The following is a 20,259-nucleotide window of genomic DNA, read 5'->3' on the forward strand; positions in this document are numbered from 1 at the left end:
GGCGAACGACGTGATCCTGCTGGACGACGCGACGGATGCGGTGGTCTGAGTCATGCGAATTCCTGTTTCCTGGCTGCGCGAGCACGTCGAGCTGCCCGCCGAGCTGAGCCCCGAGGAGCTGGACCAGGCCCTGGTCGAGCTCGGCGTCGAGGTCGAGTCCATCGTGGACCTGCGGAGCACCGTCACCGGGTCGCTGGTGGTCGGCGAGGTGCTGGAGATCGAGGAGCTGACCGGGTTCAAGAAGCCGATCCGGTTCGTCCGGGTCGACGTCGGCGCCGCGAACGGGACCGGCGAGCCGCAGGAGATCGTCTGCGGGGCGTCCAACTTCGCGGTCGGCGACCGGGTGGTGGTGATCCTGCCCGGCGGCGTACTGCCGGGCGGGTTCGCGATCGGCGCCCGGAAGACGTACGGGCGGAACTCGAACGGGATGATCTGCTCGGTCCGGGAGCTGGGTATCGGCGACGACCACGCGGGCATCCTGGTGCTGCCCGAGGACGTGCCGGCCAAGCCCGGTGACGACGCGCGGCCGGTGGTCGGGCTCGACGACGTGGTCGTCGAGGTGGAGATCACCCCGGACCGGGGGTACGCGCTGTCCGTACGCGGCCTGGCCCGGGAGCTGTCGCACGCCTTCGAGGTGCCGTTCCGGGACCCGGGGCTGGCAGCCGCGCCCGGTGCGACGGCGGAGCCGGCGTACCCGGTCCGGGTGGTCGACACCGTCGGCTGTGACCGGTTCGCCGCCAGGGTGGTCCGGGGGATCGACCCGGCCGCCGAGTCGCCGATCTGGATGCGGCAGCGGCTCACCCACGCCGGCATCCGGACCATCTCGCTGCCGGTCGACATCACCAACTACCTGATGCTGGAGCTGGGCCAGCCGATGCACGCCTTCGACCTGGGCGCGCTCCGGGGCGAGTTGGTGGTCCGCCGGGCGGTGCCGGGGGAGCGGCTGACCACCCTGGACGGGGTCGACCGGGCGCTCGACCCAGAGGACCTGGTGATCTGTGACGCCGGCCTGCCCGGCGGGGTGGCCGGCGACGGCGGCGGGGTGCCGATCTCGCTGGCCGCCGTGATGGGCGGTGAGACCAGCGAGGTCGCCGACAGCACCGTCGACGTGCTCTTCGAGGCGGCGCACTGGGACCCGGTGGTGGTCGGCCGGACGGCCCGCCGGCACCGGCTGTTCAGCGAGGCCGCCAAGCGCTGGGAGCGGGGCGTCGACCCGGCCCTGCCGCTGGTCGCGCTGGAGCGGGCGGTCGAGCTGCTCACCACGTACGGGGGTGGCGCGGCCGGCGCCGAGGTGCTGGACGTCGACCACGTCAGCCCGCCGCACCGGATCGTGATCGACGCCGACCTGCCGGCCCGGCGCGCCGGGGTGCCGTACGAGCCGGCCCGGGTGGTGGCGCTGCTGGAGCGGGTCGGCTGCGCGGTGGCGCTCGGCGACGGGCGGAGCGTGGCCGGCAACGGGCGGGCCGGCACCGGCAACGGGCCCGGGGGGCGGCACGCGAGCGGGCCGGAGACCCTGGTGGTGACCCCGCCGACCTGGCGGCCGGACCTCACCGACCCGGCGGACCTGGTCGAGGAGGTGATCCGGCTGGACGGCTACGACAAGGTGCCGTCCGTGCTGCCGGTCGCCCCGCCCGGCCGAGGGCTGACCCCGGAGCAGCGGCGGCGCCGCTCGGTGAGTCGTACCCTCGCCGAGGGCGGCTTCGTCGAGTCGCTCTCCCCGCCGTTCGTCTCCGCGGAGCTGTTCGACCGGCTCGGCCTGCCCGCCGACGACCCGCGCCGCAGCGCGGTACGGCTGGCCAACCCGCTGGCGGACACCGAGCCGCTGATGCGGACCATGCTGCTCGGCACCCTGCTCGGCACGCTGCGGCGCAACCTCGGGCGGGGCCACCGCGACGTGGCGCTCTACGAGATCGGCATGGTCTTCCTGCCCCGTCCCCGGACCGCCCCGCCGCCCGCGATGGGGGTGGAGCACCGGCCGAGCGACGAGGAGTTCCAGGCCGCCGACGCCGCCCTGCCGGACCAGCCGTGGCGGGTTGCCGCGGTGCGCAGCGGCGAGGTGGAGCAGGCCGGCTGGTGGGGCCCGGGTCGCCCGGCCGGCTGGGCGGACGCGGTGGAGGCGGGCCGGGACGTGCTGGCCGCCGCCGGCATCCCCGGCGACCGGGTGGTGGTCCGGCAGGCCGGGTACGCGCCCTGGCACCCGGGCCGGTGCGCCGAGTTCCGGGTCGACGACGCGCTGGTCGGGCACGCCGGGGAGCTGCATCCGGCGGTACTGGCCGAGCTGGACCTGCCGCCCCGGACCAGTGCCCTGGAGATCGACCTGGACGCCCTGCCGTCCGCCCCGGTGGTGCCGGCACCCCGGATCTCCGGCTACCCGCCCGCGCTGATCGACGTGGCGCTGGTGCTGGACGCCGGCGTACCGGCCGACGAGGTGGGCCGGGCGCTGGCCGAGGGCGCCGGCGAGCTGCTGGAGTCGATCCGGCTCTTCGACGTGTACGAAGCGGAGCAGTTGGGGCAGGGGCGCCGGTCGCTGGCGTACAAGCTGGTGTTCCGGGCGCCGGACCGGACGCTGACCGGCGAGGAGGCGGTGGCCGCCCGGGACGCGGCGGTGGCCGAGGCGGCCCGCCGGTTCGGGGCGGTGCTCCGGGGCGCCTGACCGGGAGCGGGACTCCTTCTGGATGGTCGATCGTGGCCGTCGCGCTCCGGCGCGGCGGCCACGCCCGTCTCCGGCGGCAGGATGCGGGCCGGTCTCTTCGGCTGGCTGAACGCGAGCCGCCCCCGCGGGTACCGTCGTCGGGGCGACCGGCCCGGCGCAGCGAGCCCGTCCGGTTTTCGCGGATCTTGTACCCTACGGTCTCGCGGAAGACGTCCCGGGGTACGCCGTGCCGCGCCACCCCGGTCGTCACTGTCCGGATAGGAAGATCGAACGTGACGTCGAACCCAACCAGGTGGTCCGCCCTGCTCAAGCCGTTCCGGATCTGGGGTCCGGTGCTCGTCCTGCTGCTGGTGGTGGCCGGAGCCGGGACGTACGTGACGCTCGGCCTGCGCCCGTCGCCCACCTCGCCGTCCCGGCCGGTGCTGGTCTCCAGCGGCGACTGGGCCCCGTTCGTCGGCCCGGAGCTGCCCGACGGCGGCCCGGTCACCGAGTTGGTGGTCGAGGTGCTCAACCGGTCCGGCTACCGCCCCGAGATCAGGTACACCTCCTGGTCGCTGGCCGAGGAGCAGGTCCGCTCGGGTGCCACCGTCGGGATGTTCCCGCTGGTGGGAAGCGAGTCCCGGCGGGCGGACCTGCTGCTGTCGGACCCGCTCGTCGACTTCGAGTACGTGCTCTTCTACGACCGCCGGGCCGGCCAGCCGACAGTCTCCTCGGCCGCCGAGCTGGGCGCGCTGCGGGTCGGCGGCATCACCGGGTACGACTACTGGGACGAGTTGGAGTCCGCCGTCACCGACCTGGTGGAGTTCCCGTCCACACTGGAGGGGTTCCGGGCGCTGGCCGACGGCCGGATCGACCTGCTCGCCGAGGGGCTGCTCCCCGGCCAGGCGGCGCTGGCCGACCCCTCCTTCGCCGGAGACGTCGGCGACTTCGGCCACCTCCCGGGCGACGACCCACTGATCCACTCCGTCGAGGGGCTGTACTTCATGATGGCGGACAGTGCCGAGGCGGCCACGGTGATGCGGGAGTTCAACCAGGTGCTCGCAGAGCTACGCCAGACCGAGGAGTACGCGGAGATCGTTGCCGAACTCAGCCCGTCCGGGCAGCGGGAGGTGACCCTCGACCCGGTCGGCGGCAGCGGGTTGGTGGAGTTGCTGGACGAGCGCGGCAGGCTGGTGCTGCTCGCCCCGCAGGGGACCCGGGCGCAGGTGCTCGACTGGCCGACGGAGTTCGTCGACCGGGCCGGCCCGACCCCGGGGCGGATCCTGGTCGAGGTGAAGCTGACCAACGGGCCGGGACAGGGGCGGGTACTGCACGTCGACGCCCGGGCGCTGCGGCTGGGAGCGGTGGGCCGATGACGCAGTTGCGGATCCTCGCGCCGGTGGTGGTCGACTACTACGCCGTACCCGGATCGGCGCTGCGCGATCCCGAGGCGCACGCGCGGTTCTGGGCCGAGCGGGAGTCGGACCTGGACGCCCTGCTGCCCCGGCTGGCGCCGCAGGGCCCGGCGGAGGTTGCCGAGCCGGCGCCCGGGACGGATGCGGCGTCGGCGCCCGCCGGACCGCCGCCGGTGGTCGTGCTGAAGCACACCCGGCCGCGCAGTTCGCTGAACCTCTACCGCAGCATCAGCGCACACGCGGCGGAGCGGACCCTGCATGTGCTGACCGGCCGGCTCCGCCCCGAGCACCTGTCCGAGCGCCCCGGTGACCCGCGGTGGTCCGGGCTCGTGGAGATCAGCTTCCGGCTCTACGACCACGGCCTGATGCTGCTGGAGATGCTGGCCGAGGTGGACCCGTGGTTGACCGGGCCGACCGACCGACTGCCGGCCCGGCTCGACGAGTTGCAGGCCCGGGCGGTGGAGCTGGGTGAGCGGACGGCCCGGGAGGTCGTCCGGCGGTATCTGGATCCGGTGCTCGCGCTGCTGCGCGCGGCGGACCGGGACGAGGCGGTACTGCACGCGGCCACCCCGGCGGACGACCCGGTGACGGCGGAGTTCGGCGAGGTGCTCTGGGTGACCCGCAGTCTGGTGGTCGACCCGTCCGGGCCGGGTGCCGAGGAGATGACCCGGCACTGGGTCAAGGACGTCGTCACCGGCGACGACCGGGCCCCGGCGGACCGGCTGCTCGACGGCGACCTCGACCACCTGGTCCGCTGGCTGAACTACCTCTTCCTGGACCGGACCGGTGCGGGTGCCCGGATGCTGCCCGGCGACCCGTTCCGGGACCAGTGGGAGGCGCTGCGCTACGCCCAGGTGTTCTACGGCGTACTGGAGCGGATCGACGCCCGGCTGTCGAGGATCCTCGCCGACTCGGCGGCGGCCGGCTCCCGCTGGGAACTGGAGCGGCTCAAGGGGCAGTTGACCCGGTTGAGCCAGCGGGCCGAGCTGATCATCATGGAGCGCCAGGACCTGTCGAAGTACCTCAAGCGGGCGGTACGGGTCGAGATGGACGCGATCCTCGACTTCTGGGACTACGAGAAGCTGCTGGAGCAGCCGGTCCACTTCAAGATCGAACTCTGTGGCCGGCGGCTGGCCGAGCTGGCCGCCCGGCGTACGGCCCGGTCGGCGATGTTCACCGACCTGATCCTGCTCGGCATCGCCATGACCTCGATCCTCGGTACGGCGCTCGCGGTGACCGAGTTCGGCCGCTCCATCGCCAGCGATCCGGAGATGGCCGCCTACGACCTCGGCCGCTCCGCCCTGGTGGCCTGGGTCGCCTCGCAGCCGGCGGACGCGATCCTGATCACCTCCGGGGTGGTCTCCGCGCTGCTGGTCATCGTGTACCTGTTCTTCCGGCGGGACCGCAGTGCGTGACGGCGGGGCGCACGTGGTGAAACGCGGCCGACCCGGATGAGGCAGGCGCTGCGCAGCCGGGCGATCCGCACCTTCGCGGTCACCCAGTTCCTGCTGGAGGTCCAGTTCTGGTTTCCGATCTGGCTGATCTACCTGCTGGACCTCGGCTTTCCGCTGGCGACCGCGGTACTCGCCGACGGGGTGTTCCGGATCGTCTCGGTGGCCTGCGAGTTTCCGGTGGGTGTGCTCGCGGACCGGATCGGGCGGCGCCGGGCGTACCTGACGCTGGCCGGGGGCGCGGTGCTGACGTTCGCGGCGATCTCACAGGTCCGGACCGTCCAGATGCTCTTCGCCGCCTGGGTGCTCTGGGCCGTACTCTGGGCGCTCACCTCCGGGGCGGCCAGCGCCTACCTCTACGAACTCTGCGTACAGGACGAGTTGGAGATCAGTCCGGCCCGGGCCTTCGGGCTGATCCGGGCGGTGGGCAGCGGCAGCGTACTGCTCTCGCTGCTCGCCGCCGGCTATCTGTACAAGATGGACCCGACGTTGCCGTTCACCGTCACCGCCGGCCTGGCCGCGCTGGCGTTCCTGCTCGCACTGACCCTGCCGGAGATCTCCGGATCACGGGTCGCCAGCACGCTCTCCTCGGTGGTCGCCGACATCCGGGCCGCGGCGGCCGACGTGCGGCTGCGCCGGGCCGTGTGGCTGGGGGTACTACTGCTCCTGTTCGGCTGGAGCGCCCGGATCCTGTTCCAGCCGCTGGCCCTGGAACTGGGCCTCTCCGCACAGCTCACCGGCTGGATGTACGCGGCCTTCGCCGCCGCCTCGGTACTCGGCGGCCTGCTGGCCGGGTACGTGTCGGTGCCACGTCGGCGGCTCGCGCTGACCGTGTCGTTCCTGCTCGTGCTCGGCACCCTGGTCGCGGTGAGCCAGGCGGAGTGGCTCGGCCCGTTCCTGTTCCTGCCGGTGATGGGCTTCGGCTACGCGCTCGGCATGACGGTGCTGGAGGTACTCACCAACGAGGTCACCTCGCGTCGGGTCCGCGCCCTGGTCTTCGGGGTGGTCGCCAGCCTGGCCGGGATCGGCATCGCGGTCGCCCGTCCCGCCCTCGGGATCCTCTCCGAGCGGCGCTCCACACCGTTCGCGGCCGGGGTGTGGGCCGGCATCGGCGTCGGACTGGTGCTCCTGGCGGTGTGGCAGATCCGCAGGCTGCGGCCGGAGCCCGATGGTTCGGCGCGGGGACTGCACTCGGCCGACCGACCGCCGGTGCCGGATCGGCGACCGGGGGAGCAGGTGACCGGCGGGACCGCCGAGCGGCGGGATCCGGCGGAGCACACCGGCCGACCACTCCCGGACCGGTGAGCGTCGGCGGGCGGGCATGGCGGCCGTCGGCGGGCGGGCTGGTGGCCGTCGACCGGATCGTGCGGCCGACGTCTCGGGCTGGGGAGCCTGGACCACGACCATGTGACACCGCACACCACCCGCCAGGACGGGGGAGCGGCTCACCAGTACCGTCGGCGAGTTCCGCAGGGCTGGGCGGCCCGCCCGGGACATCGAGGAATGGACATCTCGCCGTCGATGCTGAAGGATCTGCCTCGCACACGACCTTCGGGGGGTTACGGGGTGGAGAGTCGTCGACTGCGCGCGCTCGGGTACGGCGTGCTGCTGGTCCTACTGCTGACGGGTGGCTGCCGCGGGGCGGGGGTCAACACCTCGCCGGAGGCGTGCAACGACGCCCGGGCCCTGCTCGGCCAGTTCCACGGCCTGCGAGGCTCGGCGGAAGAGGTCCGGGCCACCCAGATCGAAGCCATGCAGCCCGAGCTGGCGAAGGTGGCGGAGTCGGCGGACGGCGACGTGAAGGGCGCGATCCAGGGCCTGGTCGACGCCATCGAGTCCGCCGGCATCGACTCCAGTCAGCCGGCCGCCACGCTCCGGCCGAAGCTGGCCGAGTTCGACACGGCGTTCGAGAAGGTCCGGCAGGAGTTCGACGAGGTCTGCGACTGACGCCCGTCCGGTCGGCGCCGAGGGCGGGGACGGGGCGCCGTGACCGTCGCCGACGACCTCCCGGTCGAACCCACTAGGCTCGGTTGATCGGCGGCCCGGGAGCGGGCCCTCAGATCGGGAGACCAGGTGGAGAGCCGTGCCACGGTGCTCATCGACCTCGGCGACGATCGCGGCCTTCCCGACGTCGAAACGCCGCCTTCGCCCGGGTCGCGCCGGGTCTCGGTGCGCTGGCTGGCGGGGCTGCTCTCCGGTCTGCTGGTGCTCTTCGGGGTCACCGCCGCCGCGCCGCCGGGCGGGGCGCTGTGGCCGGTGGGCGGTTTCGACGTACCGGCTGGGAGCACGTACTTCGTCGCCGACGACGTGTTGCTGGTCTCCGCCGCGCCGGTCGGTCGGCCGAGCACCCTCAGCGCGTACGACCTGCCGAGCGGGGACCGGCGCTGGACGGTACCGGTCAGCGTGGCCGGCCGGCACTACGCGGAGCGGGTCGGCGAGATCCTGCTCGTCGCCGAACTCGACTCGGTCGGCCGTCGTACGGTGACCGCCGCCCGGTCGGCCCGCACAGGTGCGGTGCGGTGGAGTCGACCGGGCCGGGTCATCCGGGTCGCCGGCAGTGACCTAGGGCTCGGGGTCTCCGAGGTACGCAGCGTCTCCGGCGCCGGTCGCCGGCTGGAGGGGGCGGTCGAGGCGGTGGACCTGGTCACCGGGGAGGTCCGGTGGCGGCTGCCGCTGGCGTCGACCGCGGTCGTGCAGCCGGTACCCGGCGATCCGGCCCGGGTGCTGATCGTGCACGACAACGTCACGGTGGAACTGCACGACCTTGCCACCGGTGCCCTGGTCGGTACCGGTGAACTGCCGCCGGCGGACTACGCACAGAGCAATCCCCGGGTGGTCGGCGGCCGGCTGGTACTGCGGCACCCCGCTGGGCGGCAGCCGGCGGTCAGCGGGTACGACCTGCCCGGGCTGACCCGACGGTGGACGCGGCCGGGTGACGGGATCGGTGAGGTGATCCGGGACTGCGGGGGGCTGGCCTGCCTGGACGGCGAATCGTGGGTGGTCGCGCTGGATCCGCTCAGCGGGGCGGAGCGGTGGCGCCGGGCCCGGCTCCAGGGGTGGAACTCGATCGTCTGGTCCCCGGACATCCTGATCCGGCCCGACGTCTACGACGGCCGTTCGCTGCTGGCCGTGGCCGACGGTGCGGCGCTGCGGATCCTCGGTGCCCTGCCGGCCGGAGTGGTGGACTGCCGGGCCGGCGCGTCCGCCCTGGTCTGCCGGACGGCCCCGGACCGGCTCGGCGTGTGGCGGCTGGCCGGGCCGGGTCGAACCCCCGCCGCTCGTCGCTGACGCACCAGGGGTCGTCGACGCCGCTGCGCAACGGTGAGTTCACCTGATCGAAAGATCATTCAGTTCGTTGCATAGACTTGCAGTTCCGGGGGAGGCTTTGCTAGCGTGATCTCTGCATAGAAATGCGGAGGTAGGCATGGGAATTCGAGTCGCGGTCGCCGGTGCGAGTGGCTACGCGGGCGGCGAACTGCTCCGGCTGATCGCCGGGCACCCCGAACTCGACCTCGTCGCCGCCACCGCGCACAGCCAGGCCGGTCAGCCGGTTGCCGCCGTACACCCGCAGCTCACCGGCCTCGACCTGGTGTTCGGCCGGACCGAACCGGCGGTGCTCGCCGACGCGGACCTGGTCTTCCTGGCCCTGCCGCACGGCGAGTCGGCGGCGCTGGCCGCGGCCCTGCCGGACGGGGTCCGCCTGGTGGACCTGGGCGCGGACCACCGGCTCACCGATGCCGCCGCCTGGACCCGCTACTACGGCGGCAGCCACGCCGGCGCCTGGACCTACGGACTGCCGGAACTGCCCGGCCAGCGGGCGGCGATCGCCGGTGCGACCCGGGTCGCCGCCACCGGCTGCTATGCGGTGGCCACCATCCTCGCCCTCGCCCCGCTGCTCGCCGCCGGAGTGGCCGCCCCGCACGACGTGGTGGTGGTCGCCGCCTCCGGCACCTCCGGGGCCGGCCGGTCGGCCAAGCCGCACCTGCTCGGCAGCGAGGTGATGGGCGACCTCTCGCCCTACAAGGTCGGCGCACACCAGCACGTGCCGGAGATCAAGCAGGCCAGCGGGGCGACCGGACTCTCCTTCACCCCCGTGCTGGCCCCGATGCCGCGCGGCATCCTGGCCACCGTCACCGCGCTGCCCGTCGGCGACGCCCCGGCCGACCCGCGTGCGGTGCTGGCCGAGGCGTACGCGGAGACGCCGTTCGTGCACCTGCTGCCCGAGGGGCAGTGGCCGCACACCGCCGCCACGCTGGGCGGCAACTCCTGCCACCTACAGACGACCGTCGACGTCGACTCCGGTCGGCTGATCGTGGTCAGCGCCATCGACAACCTCGGCAAGGGCGCCGCCGGCCAGGCCGTGCAGTGCGCCAACCTGATGCTCGGGCTGCCGGAGACCACCGGCCTGTCCGGGCACGGGATCGCGCCGTGACCGGGGCCTGGGCGGCGCATGACCACCCGCTGGAAGCACCCGGTACCGCGCCCGGTCGTCGTGGCCGTGCCCGGACCTGGGCAGCGAGTGCCAGGCAACGAGGGAGGGTTGGCATGAGCGAGCGAGTCAGGCGGCTCGGTGCGGATGTGCCTCATGGCGGCCTGGAGCGCAGTGGAGGGGCGGCATGAGCGAGCGGGGCGAGCGGATCAGGCAGTTCAGTGCGGATGTGCCTCGTGGCGGCCCGGAGCGCAGCGGAGGGGCGGCATGAGTGTCACCGCGCCCCGGGGATTCCGGGCCGCCGGAGTGGCCGCCGGACTCAAGTCCAGCGGCGCCCGGGACGTCGCGCTGGTGGTCAACGACGGGCCGGACGCCGTGGCGGCCGGGGTCTTCACCGCCAACCGGGTCAAGGCGGCACCGGTGCTCTGGAGTCAGCAGGTGCTCCGGACCGGCCTGGTCCGGGCCGTGGTGCTCAACTCCGGCGGCGCCAACGCCTGCACCGGGGCGCCCGGCTTCCAGGACACCCACGCCACCGCCGAACATGCCGCCGCCGCGCTCTCCGGATCCGCCGACGGCGGGCCGGAGGTCGGCGCAGGTGAGGTGGCGATCTGCTCGACCGGGCTGATCGGCGAGCGGCTGCCGATGCAGCGGCTGCTGCCGGGCGTGGCGGCGGCGGTGGCCGGGCTGGCCGCCGACGGCGGACTGGCGGCGGCCGAGGCGATCATGACCACCGACACCCGGTCCAAGACGACCGTGGTCGCCGGTACCGGCTGGACGGTCGGCGGGATGGCCAAGGGCGCCGGCATGCTCGCGCCCGCGCTGGCCACCATGCTCTGCGTGGTCACCACCGACGCGGTCGCCGGGCCGGCAATGCTGGACGAGGCGCTCCGGGAAGCCTGCCGGGTCAGCTTCGACCGGGTCGACTCGGACGGCTGCCTCTCCACCAACGACACCGTGCTGCTGCTAGCCAGCGGCGCCTCCGGGATCGCACCGAGCCAGGCCGAGCTGACCGCCGCGGTCACCGAGGCATGCCGGGACCTGGCCCGGCAACTGGTGGCCGACGCCGAGGGCGCCAGCAAGGAGGTCGCGATCGAGGTGGTCGGGGCGGCCGGCGAGGACGACGCGGTCGAGGTCGGCCGTTCGGTGGCCCGGAACAACCTGGTCAAGACCGCGCTGTTCGGCAACGACCCGAACTGGGGCCGGATCCTCGCCGCCGTCGGTACCACCGGTGCCGCCTTCGAGCCGGACGACATCGACGTGGCGGTCAACGGGATCTGGGTCTGCCGGTCCGGTGCCGCCGCCGAGGACCGGGCCAAGGTCGACCTCTCCGGCCGGCAGGTGGCCATCCGGATCGACCTGCACGCAGGTTCCGCCGAGGCCACCATCTGGACCAACGACCTGTCGCACGCGTACGTGCACGAGAACTCGGCGTACTCGACATGATGCTGACCCGGGATCTGACCGAGGCACAGCGGAAGGCGGCCACCCTCATCGAGGCGCTGCCCTGGCTGGCCCGCTTCTCCGGCTCCACGGTGGTGGTGAAGTACGGCGGCAACGCCATGATCGACCCCGAGTTGCAGCGGGCGTTCGCCGCCGACATGGTGTTCCTGCGCTACGCCGGGCTGAAGCCGGTGGTGGTGCACGGTGGCGGGCCGCAGATCTCCGCCATGCTGCGCCGGCTCGGCATCACCAGCGAGTTCAAGGGCGGACTGCGGGTGACCACGCCCGAGGCGATGGACGTGGTCCGGATGGTACTGGTCGGCCAGGTCGGCCGGGAACTGGTCGGCCTGATCAACGAGTACGGCCCGTACGCGGTCGGCCTCTCCGGCGAGGATGCCCGGCTCTTCACCGCAGTACGCCGGCCGGCGTACGTGGACGGCGAACCGGTCGACATCGGCCAGGTCGGTGACGTGGACCAGGTGAACGTCTCGGCGGTCGCCGACCTGATCTCGGCCGGCCGGATCCCGGTGATCTCCACCGTCGCGCCGGACGCCGACGGTGTGCTGCACAACCTCAACGCCGACACCGCCGCCGCCGCGCTGGCCGTCGCGCTCCAGGCTCGCAAGCTGGTGGTGCTCACCGACGTCCCCGGGCTCTACGCCGACTGGCCGGACACCGACAGCCTGGTCTCCGAGATCACCACCGGTCAGCTCGCCGACCTGCTGCCGAAGCTGGAGTCGGGGATGGTGCCGAAGATGGAGGCCTGCCTGCGGGCGGTCAGCGGCGGGGTGCCGGCGGCGCACGTGGTGGACGGGCGGGTGGCGCACTCGACCCTGCTGGAAGTTTTCACATCGGAGGGATTCGGCACGATGGTGGTACCCGAGCCCGGGGCGGTCTCGTCATGACCACGACCCTGGTCGACCGCTGGACGCAGTCCATGATGGACAACTACGGGACCCCGCAGCTCGCGCTGGTCCGCGGCAGCGGCGCGGTCGTGGTCGACGAGGCCGGCCGGGAGTACGTCGACCTGGTCGGCGGCATCGCGGTCAACGCGCTCGGGCACGCCCACCCGGCCGTGGTGGAGGCGGTCTCCCGGCAGGTCGCCACCCTCGGGCACGTCTCCAACCTCTTCGTCGCCGAGCCGCCGGTGGCGCTGGCCGAACTGCTGCTGGCGCTGGCCGGCCGGGCCGGTCGGGTCTTCTTCGCCAACTCGGGCGCGGAGGCGAACGAGGCCGCCTTCAAGCTGTCCCGGCTGACCGGGCGCACCCAGGTGGTCGCCGCGGAGGGCGGCTTCCACGGCCGGACAATGGGCGCGCTGGCGCTCACCGGCCAGCCGGCCAAGGTCGACCCGTTCCGCCCGCTGCCCGGCGAGGTGACCCACGTCCCGTACGGCGACGTCGAGGCGCTGGCCGCGGCCGTCACCGACGAGACCGCGATGGTGATCCTGGAGCCGATCCAGGGCGAGAACGGCGTGGTCGTGCCGCCGCCCGGCTACGTCGCCGCGGCCCGGCGGATCACCGCCGAGCACGGCGCGCTGCTGGCGCTGGACGAGGTGCAGACCGGGATCGGGCGTACCGGGCACTGGTTCGCGCACCAGGCCGACGGGATCGAGCCGGACCTGGTCACCCTGGCCAAGGGGCTCGGCGGCGGGCTGCCGATCGGCGCCTGCCTGGCCTTCGGCGAGGCCGCCGAGCTGCTCCGGCCGGGCCTGCACGGCACCACCTTCGGCGGCAACCCGGTGAGCTGCGCCGCCGCCCTCGCCGTCATCTCCACCATCGCCAACGAGGGCCTGCTCGACCACGTGAAGCGGGTCGGCGAGCGGATCCGGCACGGGGTGGAGGCGCTGGACCACCCGCTGGTGGCCGAGGTGCGCGGCGCCGGGCTGCTGCTCGGCGTCGTGCTGCGGGCGCCGGCCGCCGCCGCGACCGCCGGGGTGCTGCGGGATGCCGGTTTCCTCACCAACCCGGTGCAGCCGGCGACGATCCGGCTGGCCCCGCCGCTGATCCTCGGCCTGGACCAGGCCGACGCCTTCCTCGCCGCCCTGCCAGCGGCGCTGGACGCGGCGAACCCGGCGACCCCGAACCCGGCGACCCTGGATGCGGCGGCCCTGGACGCGGTGCCCCCGACTCCGCGGGAGACGCCGACGGAGACGCCGATGTCGGCAGGCCCGGAGACGGCGGCTCCGGCCGTCGTCGAGCAGACCCGGGGTGGTGGGTACTGATGCCCCGGCACTTCCTGCGCGACGACGACCTCAGCCCGGCCGAGCAGTCGGCGGTACTGGACCTCGCCGCCCGGATGAAGACTGATCGTTACGCTCTGCGCCCGCTCGCCGGCCCCCGGGCGGTGGCGGTGCTCTTCGACAAGCCGAGCCTGCGTACCCGGCTCTCCTTCGATGTCGGCATCGCCGAGTTGGGCGGCCACCCGATCGTGGTGGACACCCAGGTCACGCACTTCGGCCGGGGTGAGTCGCTGGTCGACGCCGCCCGGGTGCTGTCCCGGTACGTCGCCGCGATCGTGCTGCGTACCTTCGGCGACGAGCGGATCGCCGAGCTGGCCGAGGGCGCGACGGTGCCGGTGGTGAACGGGCTGACCGACGGGTTCCACCCCTGCCAGCTCCTGGCCGACCTGCTCACCGTCCGTGAGCGCTGTGGCGGTACCGCCGGCCGGACGTTGGCGTACCTCGGCGACGCGGCCAACAACATGGCGCACTCCTACCTCGTCGGCGGGGCGACCGCCGGGATGCACGTCCGGGTCGCCGGCCCGGCCGGCCACGACCCCGACCCGGCCGTCGTGGAGCGGGCCGCCGAGATCGCCGCCACCACCGGCGGCTCGGTACGCGTACTGCGTGACCCGGTCGAGGCGGTGGCCGGGGCGGACGTGGTCGCCACCGACACCTGGACCTCGATGGGGCAGGAGGGCGACGGCCGGGACCGGTTCACCGCCTTCCAGCCGTACCAGGTCAACAAGACCCTGCTGGCCGGTGCCGGGCCGGCGGTCGTGGTGCTGCACTGCCTGCCGGCGCACCGGGGCGAGGAGATCACCGACGAGGTGCTGGACGGCCCGCGCAGCGCGGTCTTCGACCAGGCGGAGAACCGGCTGCACGCCCAGAAGGCCCTGCTCGGTTGGCTGCTGGACCGGCACGCCGAGGAGCGGAGCGCTGCCGCTGCCGGTGCCGGCGCGGCGCAGCCGGCCGGCGAGCCGTCGGCGGCCTCGATCATCGCGTCCGTGGTGGGCGAGTCGGCATGACCGGACCGCTGACCCGGGCCGCCCGGCACGCCCGGATCGTCGACCTGATCCGCGAGCGGGCGATCCGTTCGCAGACCGAGCTGGCCGACCTGCTCGCCGCCGGCGGGGTGCAGGTCACCCAGGCCACCCTCTCCCGCGACCTGGACGAGCTGGGCGCGGTCAAGGTGCGCGGCGGCGACGGACCCGCCGTCTACCTCATCCCGGAGGACGGAAAGCGACCGCTGCGGGACGCCGAGCAGGCGCCGGCCCGGCTGATCCGGCTGCTCCGCGAACTGCTCAACGGGGTCGACTCGAGCGGCAACATCGCCGTGCTGCGTACCCCACCCGGTGCCGCCCAGTACCTGGCCAGCGCGCTGGACCGGGCGGGGCTGCCGGAGGTCGTCGGCACCATCGCCGGCGACGACACCATTTTCGTCGTGGCCCGCGAGGCCACCGGTGGCGCGGCACTGGGGGAGAAGCTCTCCGCCTGGGCCGCCCGGGAAGAACATGCTGAAGGGAGCACCACACCATGAGCGAGCGTAGCGAGCGAATCATCAAATTCAGTGCGGATGTGCCTCATGGCGGCCCGGAGCGCAGCGGAGGGCCGGCATGAGCGAGCGCGTCGTACTGGCGTACTCCGGGGGCCTGGACACCTCGGTCGCCATTCCATATCTGGCCGAGCAGACCGGCGCCGAGGTGATCGCGGTGGCGATCGACGTCGGGCAGGGCGGCGAGGACCTGGCCGCGATCCGCCAGCGGGCACTGGACTGCGGCGCCGCCGAGTCGGTGGTGGTCGACGCCCGCGAGGAGTTCGCGGCCGACTACTGCATTCCGGCGATGCGGGCCAACGCGCTCTACATGGACCGGTATCCGCTGGTCTCGGCGCTGTCCCGGCCGCTGATCGTCAAGCACCTGGCCGAGGCGGCGAAATACTACGGCGGCACGATCGTGTCGCACGGCTGCACCGGCAAGGGCAACGACCAGGTCCGGTTCGAGGCCGGGCTCGGCGCACTCGCCCCCGACCTCAAGGTGATCGCGCCGGCCCGGGACTTCGCCTGGACCCGGGACAAGGCCATCGGGTACGCCGAGGAGAAGGGACTGCCGATCGACGTCACGCACAAGTCGCCGTACTCGATCGACCAGAACCTCTGGGGCCGGGCGGTGGAGACCGGGTTCCTGGAGGACATCTGGAACGCCCCGATCGAGGACGTCTACTCCTACACCGCCAACCCGGCCGAGTCGCGCGACCCGGACAGCGTCGTGATCACCTTCGACGCCGGGGTACCGGTGGCGATCGACGGTGAGACGGTCACCCCGTACCAGGCGATCGTGGAGCTGAACCGGCGGGCCGGGGCCCAGGGCGTGGGCCGGCTCGACATGGTCGAGGACCGGCTGGTCGGGATCAAGAGCCGCGAGGTGTACGAGGCGCCGGGCGCGATCGCGCTGATCACCGCCCACCAGGAGCTGGAGAACGTCACCGTGGAGCGGGACGTGGCCCGGTTCAAGAAGGGCGTCGACCAGCGCTGGGGCGAGCTGGTCTACGACGGCCTCTGGTTCTCGCCGCTCAAGCACGCGCTGGACGCGTTCATCGACGACACCCAGAAGTACGTCTCCGGCGAGGTCCGGCTGGCCCTGCACGGCGGCCGGGCGGTGGTGACCGGCCGGCGCTCCGAGGCCAGCCTCTACGACTTCGGCCTGGCCACCTACGACACCGGCGACACCTTCGACCAGTCCCTGGCCAAGGGCTTCGTGCAGCTCTGGGGCCTGCCGAGCAAGCTGGCCTCGGCCCGGGACGCCCGGTTGGGCGGCACCGAGAGGTGAAGGGTTCAATGGTCGGCGTGGACGACAAGAGCTTGACCGAGAACAGCGCCGGGACCAACCGTACGAGCCTCTGGGGCGGCCGGTTCGCCGGTGGTCCCGCCGAGGCGTTGGCCCGGCTGTCGGTCAGCGTCCAGTTCGACTGGCGACTCGCCCCGTACGACCTGGCCGGCTCCCGGGCACACGCCCGGGTGCTGGCCGCCGCCGGCCTGCTCGACCCGGACGAGCTGGGCCGGATGCTGGCCGCCCTCGACGACCTGGAGGCGGCGGTGCTGACCGGCACCTTCCGGCCCACCGTCGAGGACGAGGACGTGCACACCGCGCTCGAACGCGGCCTGCTGGAACGCCTCGGCACGCTCGGCGGCAAGCTGCGGGCCGGCCGGTCCCGCAACGACCAGGTCGCCACCGACCTGCGGCTCTATCTGCGCGACCACGCCCGGGGACTGGCCGCCCGGATCGTCGGGCTGGCCGACGCGCTGGTCGAGCAGGCGGCCCGCAACCTGGAGACCCCGGCCCCGGGGATGACCCACCTGCAGCACGCCCAGCCGGTCACCTTCGGGCACTGGCTGCTGGCACACGTCCAGCCGCTGCTGCGGGACCTGGACCGGCTGCGTGACTGGGACCACCGGACGGCGGTCAGCCCGCTCGGCGCCGGCGCACTGGCCGGCTCCGGCCTGCCGCTCGACCCGGTGGCGGTCTCCAAGGAGCTGGGCTTCCGGACCTCGTTCGCCAACTCGATGGACGCGGTCGCCGACCGGGACTTCGTGGCCGAGTTCCTCTTCGTCACCGCGCTGCTCGGGGTGCACTTGTCCCGGATCGGCGAGGAGGTGGTGATGTGGACCTCGCAGGAGTTCGGCTGGGTGGAGCTGGACGACTCGTTCGCCACCGGTTCGTCGATCATGCCGCAGAAGAAGAACGCCGACGTCGCCGAGCTGGCCCGGGGCAAGTCCGGCCGGCTGATCGGCGGGCTGGTCACCGTACTGACCATGCTCAAGGGCCTGCCGATGGCGTACGACCGGGACATGCAGGAGGACAAGGAGCCGGCGTTCGACGCGATCGACACGCTCGACCTGGTGCTGCCGGCGCTGGCCGGGATGGTCTCCACCATGACCGTCCGGGCCGACCGGCTCGCCGCCGCCGCCCCGGTCGGCTTCTCGCTGGCCACCGAGGTCGCCGACTGGCTGGTCCGCAAGGGCGTGCCGTTCCGGGAGGCGCACGAGGTGACCGGCCGGCTGGTGGCGCTCTGCGTGGCCCGGGACTGCGAACTGGACGAGGTCTCCGACGACGACCTGCGGCTGGTCAGCGAGCACCTCGACCCCGGGGTACGGGACGTGCTGTCGGTCCGCTCCGCGCTGGCGGCCCGGATCACGCCCGGCTCGACCGGGCCGGGACCGGTCGCCGACCAGCTCGCCGCCGCCGCCGACCAGCTCGACGGCTGGCGCGAGTGGTCCACCGAGCAGGTCCTGCCGCGTACCTGACGGATCGCGGGACCTCCCCGGACCCGTCGGCGGATCGACGCCGCGGCCGGGGAGGTCCGGTTTCCGCTGCGTGGACCGAGCGGATGCCGGTCGGCGCGCCCCGGTTCCGGTAATCCGTTTGCGGGCGGGGCACGGCAGTGGAACGATTCGCCGGTCAGCGCCGAGAGGAGGTGAGCCCGATGCAGTACGACCGTTCCGTTCGGGCGTCCTCTCCGGCCATCCGCCTCCGCTGACCTCGGCGCGTCCCGCGCCCGCACCGGTCCGGGGGTGACGCCCTCCGTCCTGGAGGACTTCTGATGATCTCCCCGTTCCGGATCGCGGTTCCCGATCCGGTCCTCGACGACCTGCGTGCCCGGCTCCGGCGTACCCGGTTCACCGAGCGCAGCGGTGACCGGCCCTGGTTGGCCGGTACCGATCCCGACTACCTGCGTGAGCTGGTCGGCTACTGGGCCGACGGCTTCGACTGGCGGGGCCGGGAGGCCGCGCTGAACGCGTACCCGCAGTATCTGGCCGAGATCGACGGCCGGCGGCTGCACTTCCTGCGGATACCCGGTCGGCGGCCGGCCGGTACGCCGGCTCCGCCGCCGCTGCTGCTGAACCACGGCTGGCCGAGCAGTTTCGTGGAGTTGCTGCCGCTGGCCGACCGGCTGACCGATCCCGGCCGGTACGGCGTCGATCCGGCCACCGCGTTCGACGTGGTGGTGCCCTCGATGCCCGGTTTCCTCTACTCCGAGCTGCCGGCCGAACCGCTCACCCGGGCCGCGATGGCCCGCACGCTGCACCGGCTGATGACCGATCTGCTCGGCCAGCACCGGTACGGCGTCTTCGGAGGTGACATCGGCGGGGCGGTGGCCGGCTGGCTGGGCGCGTCCTATCCCGGGCACGTCGCCGGGGTCCACCTGATCCATCCGCCCTTCCCGGCCAGCTTCGACGCCCGGCCCCTGGACCCGGCCGAGCGTGCCTTCGTCGAGGCCGAAGTGCGGTACGACGAGACCGACGGCGGCTACAGCGCGATCATGGGTACCCGGCCGGACACCATCGCGGCGGCGCTGGTCGACTCGCCGGCCGGGCTGGCGGCCTGGCTGGTCGACAAGTATCGGGACTGGAGCGACTGCCACGGCGACCTGGCCAGCCGGTTCGACCGGGACACCCTGCTCACCGTGATCACGCTGTACTGGGTGACCGGGGCGGTCGGCTCGTCGTTCCGGCAGTACCTCGACTATCCGCACAACCCGCCCCGGCCGGACATCACCGTACCGGTGGCGGTCACCCTGAGCACGGAGCCGGGGCTGGCCGGGTTCCCGCGTCAACTGGCCGAGCGGGCCTGCCCGGACCTGCGGCGCTGGACCGAGCCGGGAGTCGGCGGCCACTTCATGCCGCACGAGGAGCCCGACCTGCTCGCCGACGAGATCCGCCGGTTCTTCGGCTCGTTGGTCGTGCCCTGACGGACTCCGCCACGCGAGTACTGACCGGCTCGTTGTGAACCTGAGGTTTACGGTGGTACCGTCGCCACTGTAAACCTCAGGTTGTCAGGAGTGTGGCCATGGCCCGGGTACGCCGGACGGAAGCATCGATCGACCAGCTCTCCGCGCGGGAGTACGCCCAACTCGCCGGCCTGGTCGAGGAGTTCGGCCGGCGGCTGACCGGGATGCTGGCCGAACACCCGTCGTTCGCCGCCCCGGAGACCGGGCCGAAGCCCGGCGACGTCGACGACGAGCGGGCCCGCCGCGCGGCCTACCTGCGGCGGGTCCGGGCCGGTCAGGCCGCGCAGGCGCTGCTCGCCGAGGTGGCCGCCGGGTGTGCCGCCGAGGACGCGGCGGATGCGGTCTGGCTCGGTGCCAGCCTCGCCGACCTGGGGGAGTCGACCGGCAGCAGCCGGCAGGCGGCCCGGAAGCGCTGGCCCGAGCTGGGCCGGATCTACCGGATCCGGCGCTGGGTGTCGGGGCACGCCGACGACCTGGTCACGGTGCTCCGGATGGTCCTCGACCAGGCACCCGACTACACCGCCCCGGACGGCTCGGCCGAGACCCTCGACCGAGCGGTACGCGCGCTGGACGCCGCGCTCGCCGAGGCGCTGCGCCGTCGCGACTCCGGTTCGGTGCTCGACCCGGAGACGGGGCGCCCGGCCCGGTGGCGCAGGCTCGCCGACGCGGTCGACCAGCACCTTCGTGTGGTGGTCGAGTTGGCCGGCGCGGCCACGCCGGAGGCGGACACCGCGCTCGCCGCCGCCCGGGGCGTCCTGGCGCACCACGACGCGGTCGTGCTGGCGGCGGAGGGTTGAGCCCGGCGGCACCTCTGCCGGCTCTACCGCGTCGAGCAACCTCCGCCGCAACGCGCCGGGGTCGTGGCCCCGGACGACGGACAGCCGTCG

At 73.5% G+C, this 20,259-nt stretch carries 16 protein-coding genes; all 16 read left to right on the top strand.

All coding sequences use genetic code 11. The features are described 5' to 3' along the window. The first annotated feature begins 52 nt into the window (after positions 1 to 52). On the top strand, positions 53 to 2,653 hold the full coding sequence (locus Pma05_RS25585) for a phenylalanine--tRNA ligase subunit beta (protein WP_203860009.1): 2,601 nt from the start codon (positions 53 to 55) through the stop codon (positions 2,651 to 2,653). Positions 2,654 to 2,925: 272 nt separating this feature from the next. Beyond that, the gene (locus Pma05_RS25590) at positions 2,926 to 4,008 is read left to right on the top strand and encodes a substrate-binding periplasmic protein (RefSeq protein ID WP_203860010.1); all 1,083 of its coding nucleotides are present in this window, start codon (positions 2,926 to 2,928) and stop codon (positions 4,006 to 4,008) included. Next, positions 4,005 to 5,462, top strand: coding sequence for a hypothetical protein (locus Pma05_RS25595; RefSeq protein ID WP_203860011.1), 1,458 nt, complete (start codon positions 4,005 to 4,007; stop codon positions 5,460 to 5,462). The genes Pma05_RS25590 and Pma05_RS25595 overlap by 4 nt, the downstream gene beginning before the upstream one ends. 36 nt (positions 5,463 to 5,498) lie before the next feature. Next, positions 5,499 to 6,803, top strand: a complete 1,305-nt coding sequence (locus Pma05_RS25600) for an MFS transporter (RefSeq protein WP_203860012.1) — start codon at positions 5,499 to 5,501, stop codon at positions 6,801 to 6,803. Between the two features lie 261 nt (positions 6,804 to 7,064). After that, a complete protein-coding gene (locus tag Pma05_RS25605; RefSeq protein ID WP_203860013.1) occupies positions 7,065 to 7,445 on the top strand; it encodes a hypothetical protein in 381 nt (126 codons plus the stop codon). Positions 7,446 to 7,571: 126 nt separating this feature from the next. Beyond that, positions 7,572 to 8,786, top strand: a complete 1,215-nt coding sequence (locus Pma05_RS25610; protein ID WP_203860014.1) for an outer membrane protein assembly factor BamB family protein — start codon at positions 7,572 to 7,574, stop codon at positions 8,784 to 8,786. 136 nt (positions 8,787 to 8,922) lie between these two features. Then, a complete protein-coding gene (gene argC / locus Pma05_RS25615; protein WP_203860015.1) occupies positions 8,923 to 9,930 on the top strand; it encodes an N-acetyl-gamma-glutamyl-phosphate reductase in 1,008 nt (335 codons plus the stop codon). 264 nt (positions 9,931 to 10,194) lie between these two features. Further along, positions 10,195 to 11,370: a bifunctional glutamate N-acetyltransferase/amino-acid acetyltransferase ArgJ gene (argJ, locus tag Pma05_RS25620; protein WP_203860016.1), complete on the top strand. Its 1,176-nt coding sequence runs from the start codon at positions 10,195 to 10,197 to the stop codon at positions 11,368 to 11,370. Beyond that, positions 11,367 to 12,272, top strand: coding sequence for an acetylglutamate kinase (argB, locus tag Pma05_RS25625; protein WP_203860017.1), 906 nt, complete (start codon positions 11,367 to 11,369; stop codon positions 12,270 to 12,272). The genes argJ and argB overlap by 4 nt, the downstream gene beginning before the upstream one ends. Beyond that, positions 12,269 to 13,588, top strand: a complete 1,320-nt coding sequence (locus Pma05_RS25630) for an acetylornithine transaminase (RefSeq protein WP_203860018.1) — start codon at positions 12,269 to 12,271, stop codon at positions 13,586 to 13,588. The genes argB and Pma05_RS25630 overlap by 4 nt, the downstream gene beginning before the upstream one ends. Next, complete coding sequence (argF, locus tag Pma05_RS25635; protein ID WP_203860019.1) at positions 13,588 to 14,613, top strand: ornithine carbamoyltransferase; 1,026 nt, start codon at positions 13,588 to 13,590, stop codon at positions 14,611 to 14,613. Before Pma05_RS25630 ends, argF begins: the two co-directional genes overlap by 1 nt. After that, a complete protein-coding gene (locus Pma05_RS25640; protein WP_203860020.1) occupies positions 14,610 to 15,125 on the top strand; it encodes an arginine repressor in 516 nt (171 codons plus the stop codon). The genes argF and Pma05_RS25640 overlap by 4 nt, the downstream gene beginning before the upstream one ends. 76 nt (positions 15,126 to 15,201) lie before the next feature. Next, positions 15,202 to 16,413 (top strand): argininosuccinate synthase, encoded by a 1,212-nt coding sequence (locus Pma05_RS25645; RefSeq protein ID WP_203860021.1) that lies wholly within the window; start codon positions 15,202 to 15,204, stop codon positions 16,411 to 16,413. Between the two features lie 8 nt (positions 16,414 to 16,421). Beyond that, the gene (gene argH, locus Pma05_RS25650; protein ID WP_203860022.1) at positions 16,422 to 17,888 is read left to right on the top strand and encodes an argininosuccinate lyase; all 1,467 of its coding nucleotides are present in this window, start codon (positions 16,422 to 16,424) and stop codon (positions 17,886 to 17,888) included. Positions 17,889 to 18,184: 296 nt separating this feature from the next. Beyond that, positions 18,185 to 19,333 (top strand): epoxide hydrolase family protein, encoded by a 1,149-nt coding sequence (locus tag Pma05_RS25655; protein WP_203860023.1) that lies wholly within the window; start codon positions 18,185 to 18,187, stop codon positions 19,331 to 19,333. A gap of 98 nt (positions 19,334 to 19,431) precedes the next feature. Continuing rightward, on the top strand, positions 19,432 to 20,169 hold the full coding sequence (locus Pma05_RS25660; protein WP_203860024.1) for a hypothetical protein: 738 nt from the start codon (positions 19,432 to 19,434) through the stop codon (positions 20,167 to 20,169). The last annotated feature ends 90 nt before the right edge of the window (positions 20,170 to 20,259 follow it).

It is taken from the genome of Plantactinospora mayteni (assembly GCF_016862935.1).
Taxonomy (GTDB): Bacteria; Actinomycetota; Actinomycetes; order Mycobacteriales; family Micromonosporaceae; genus Plantactinospora; species Plantactinospora mayteni.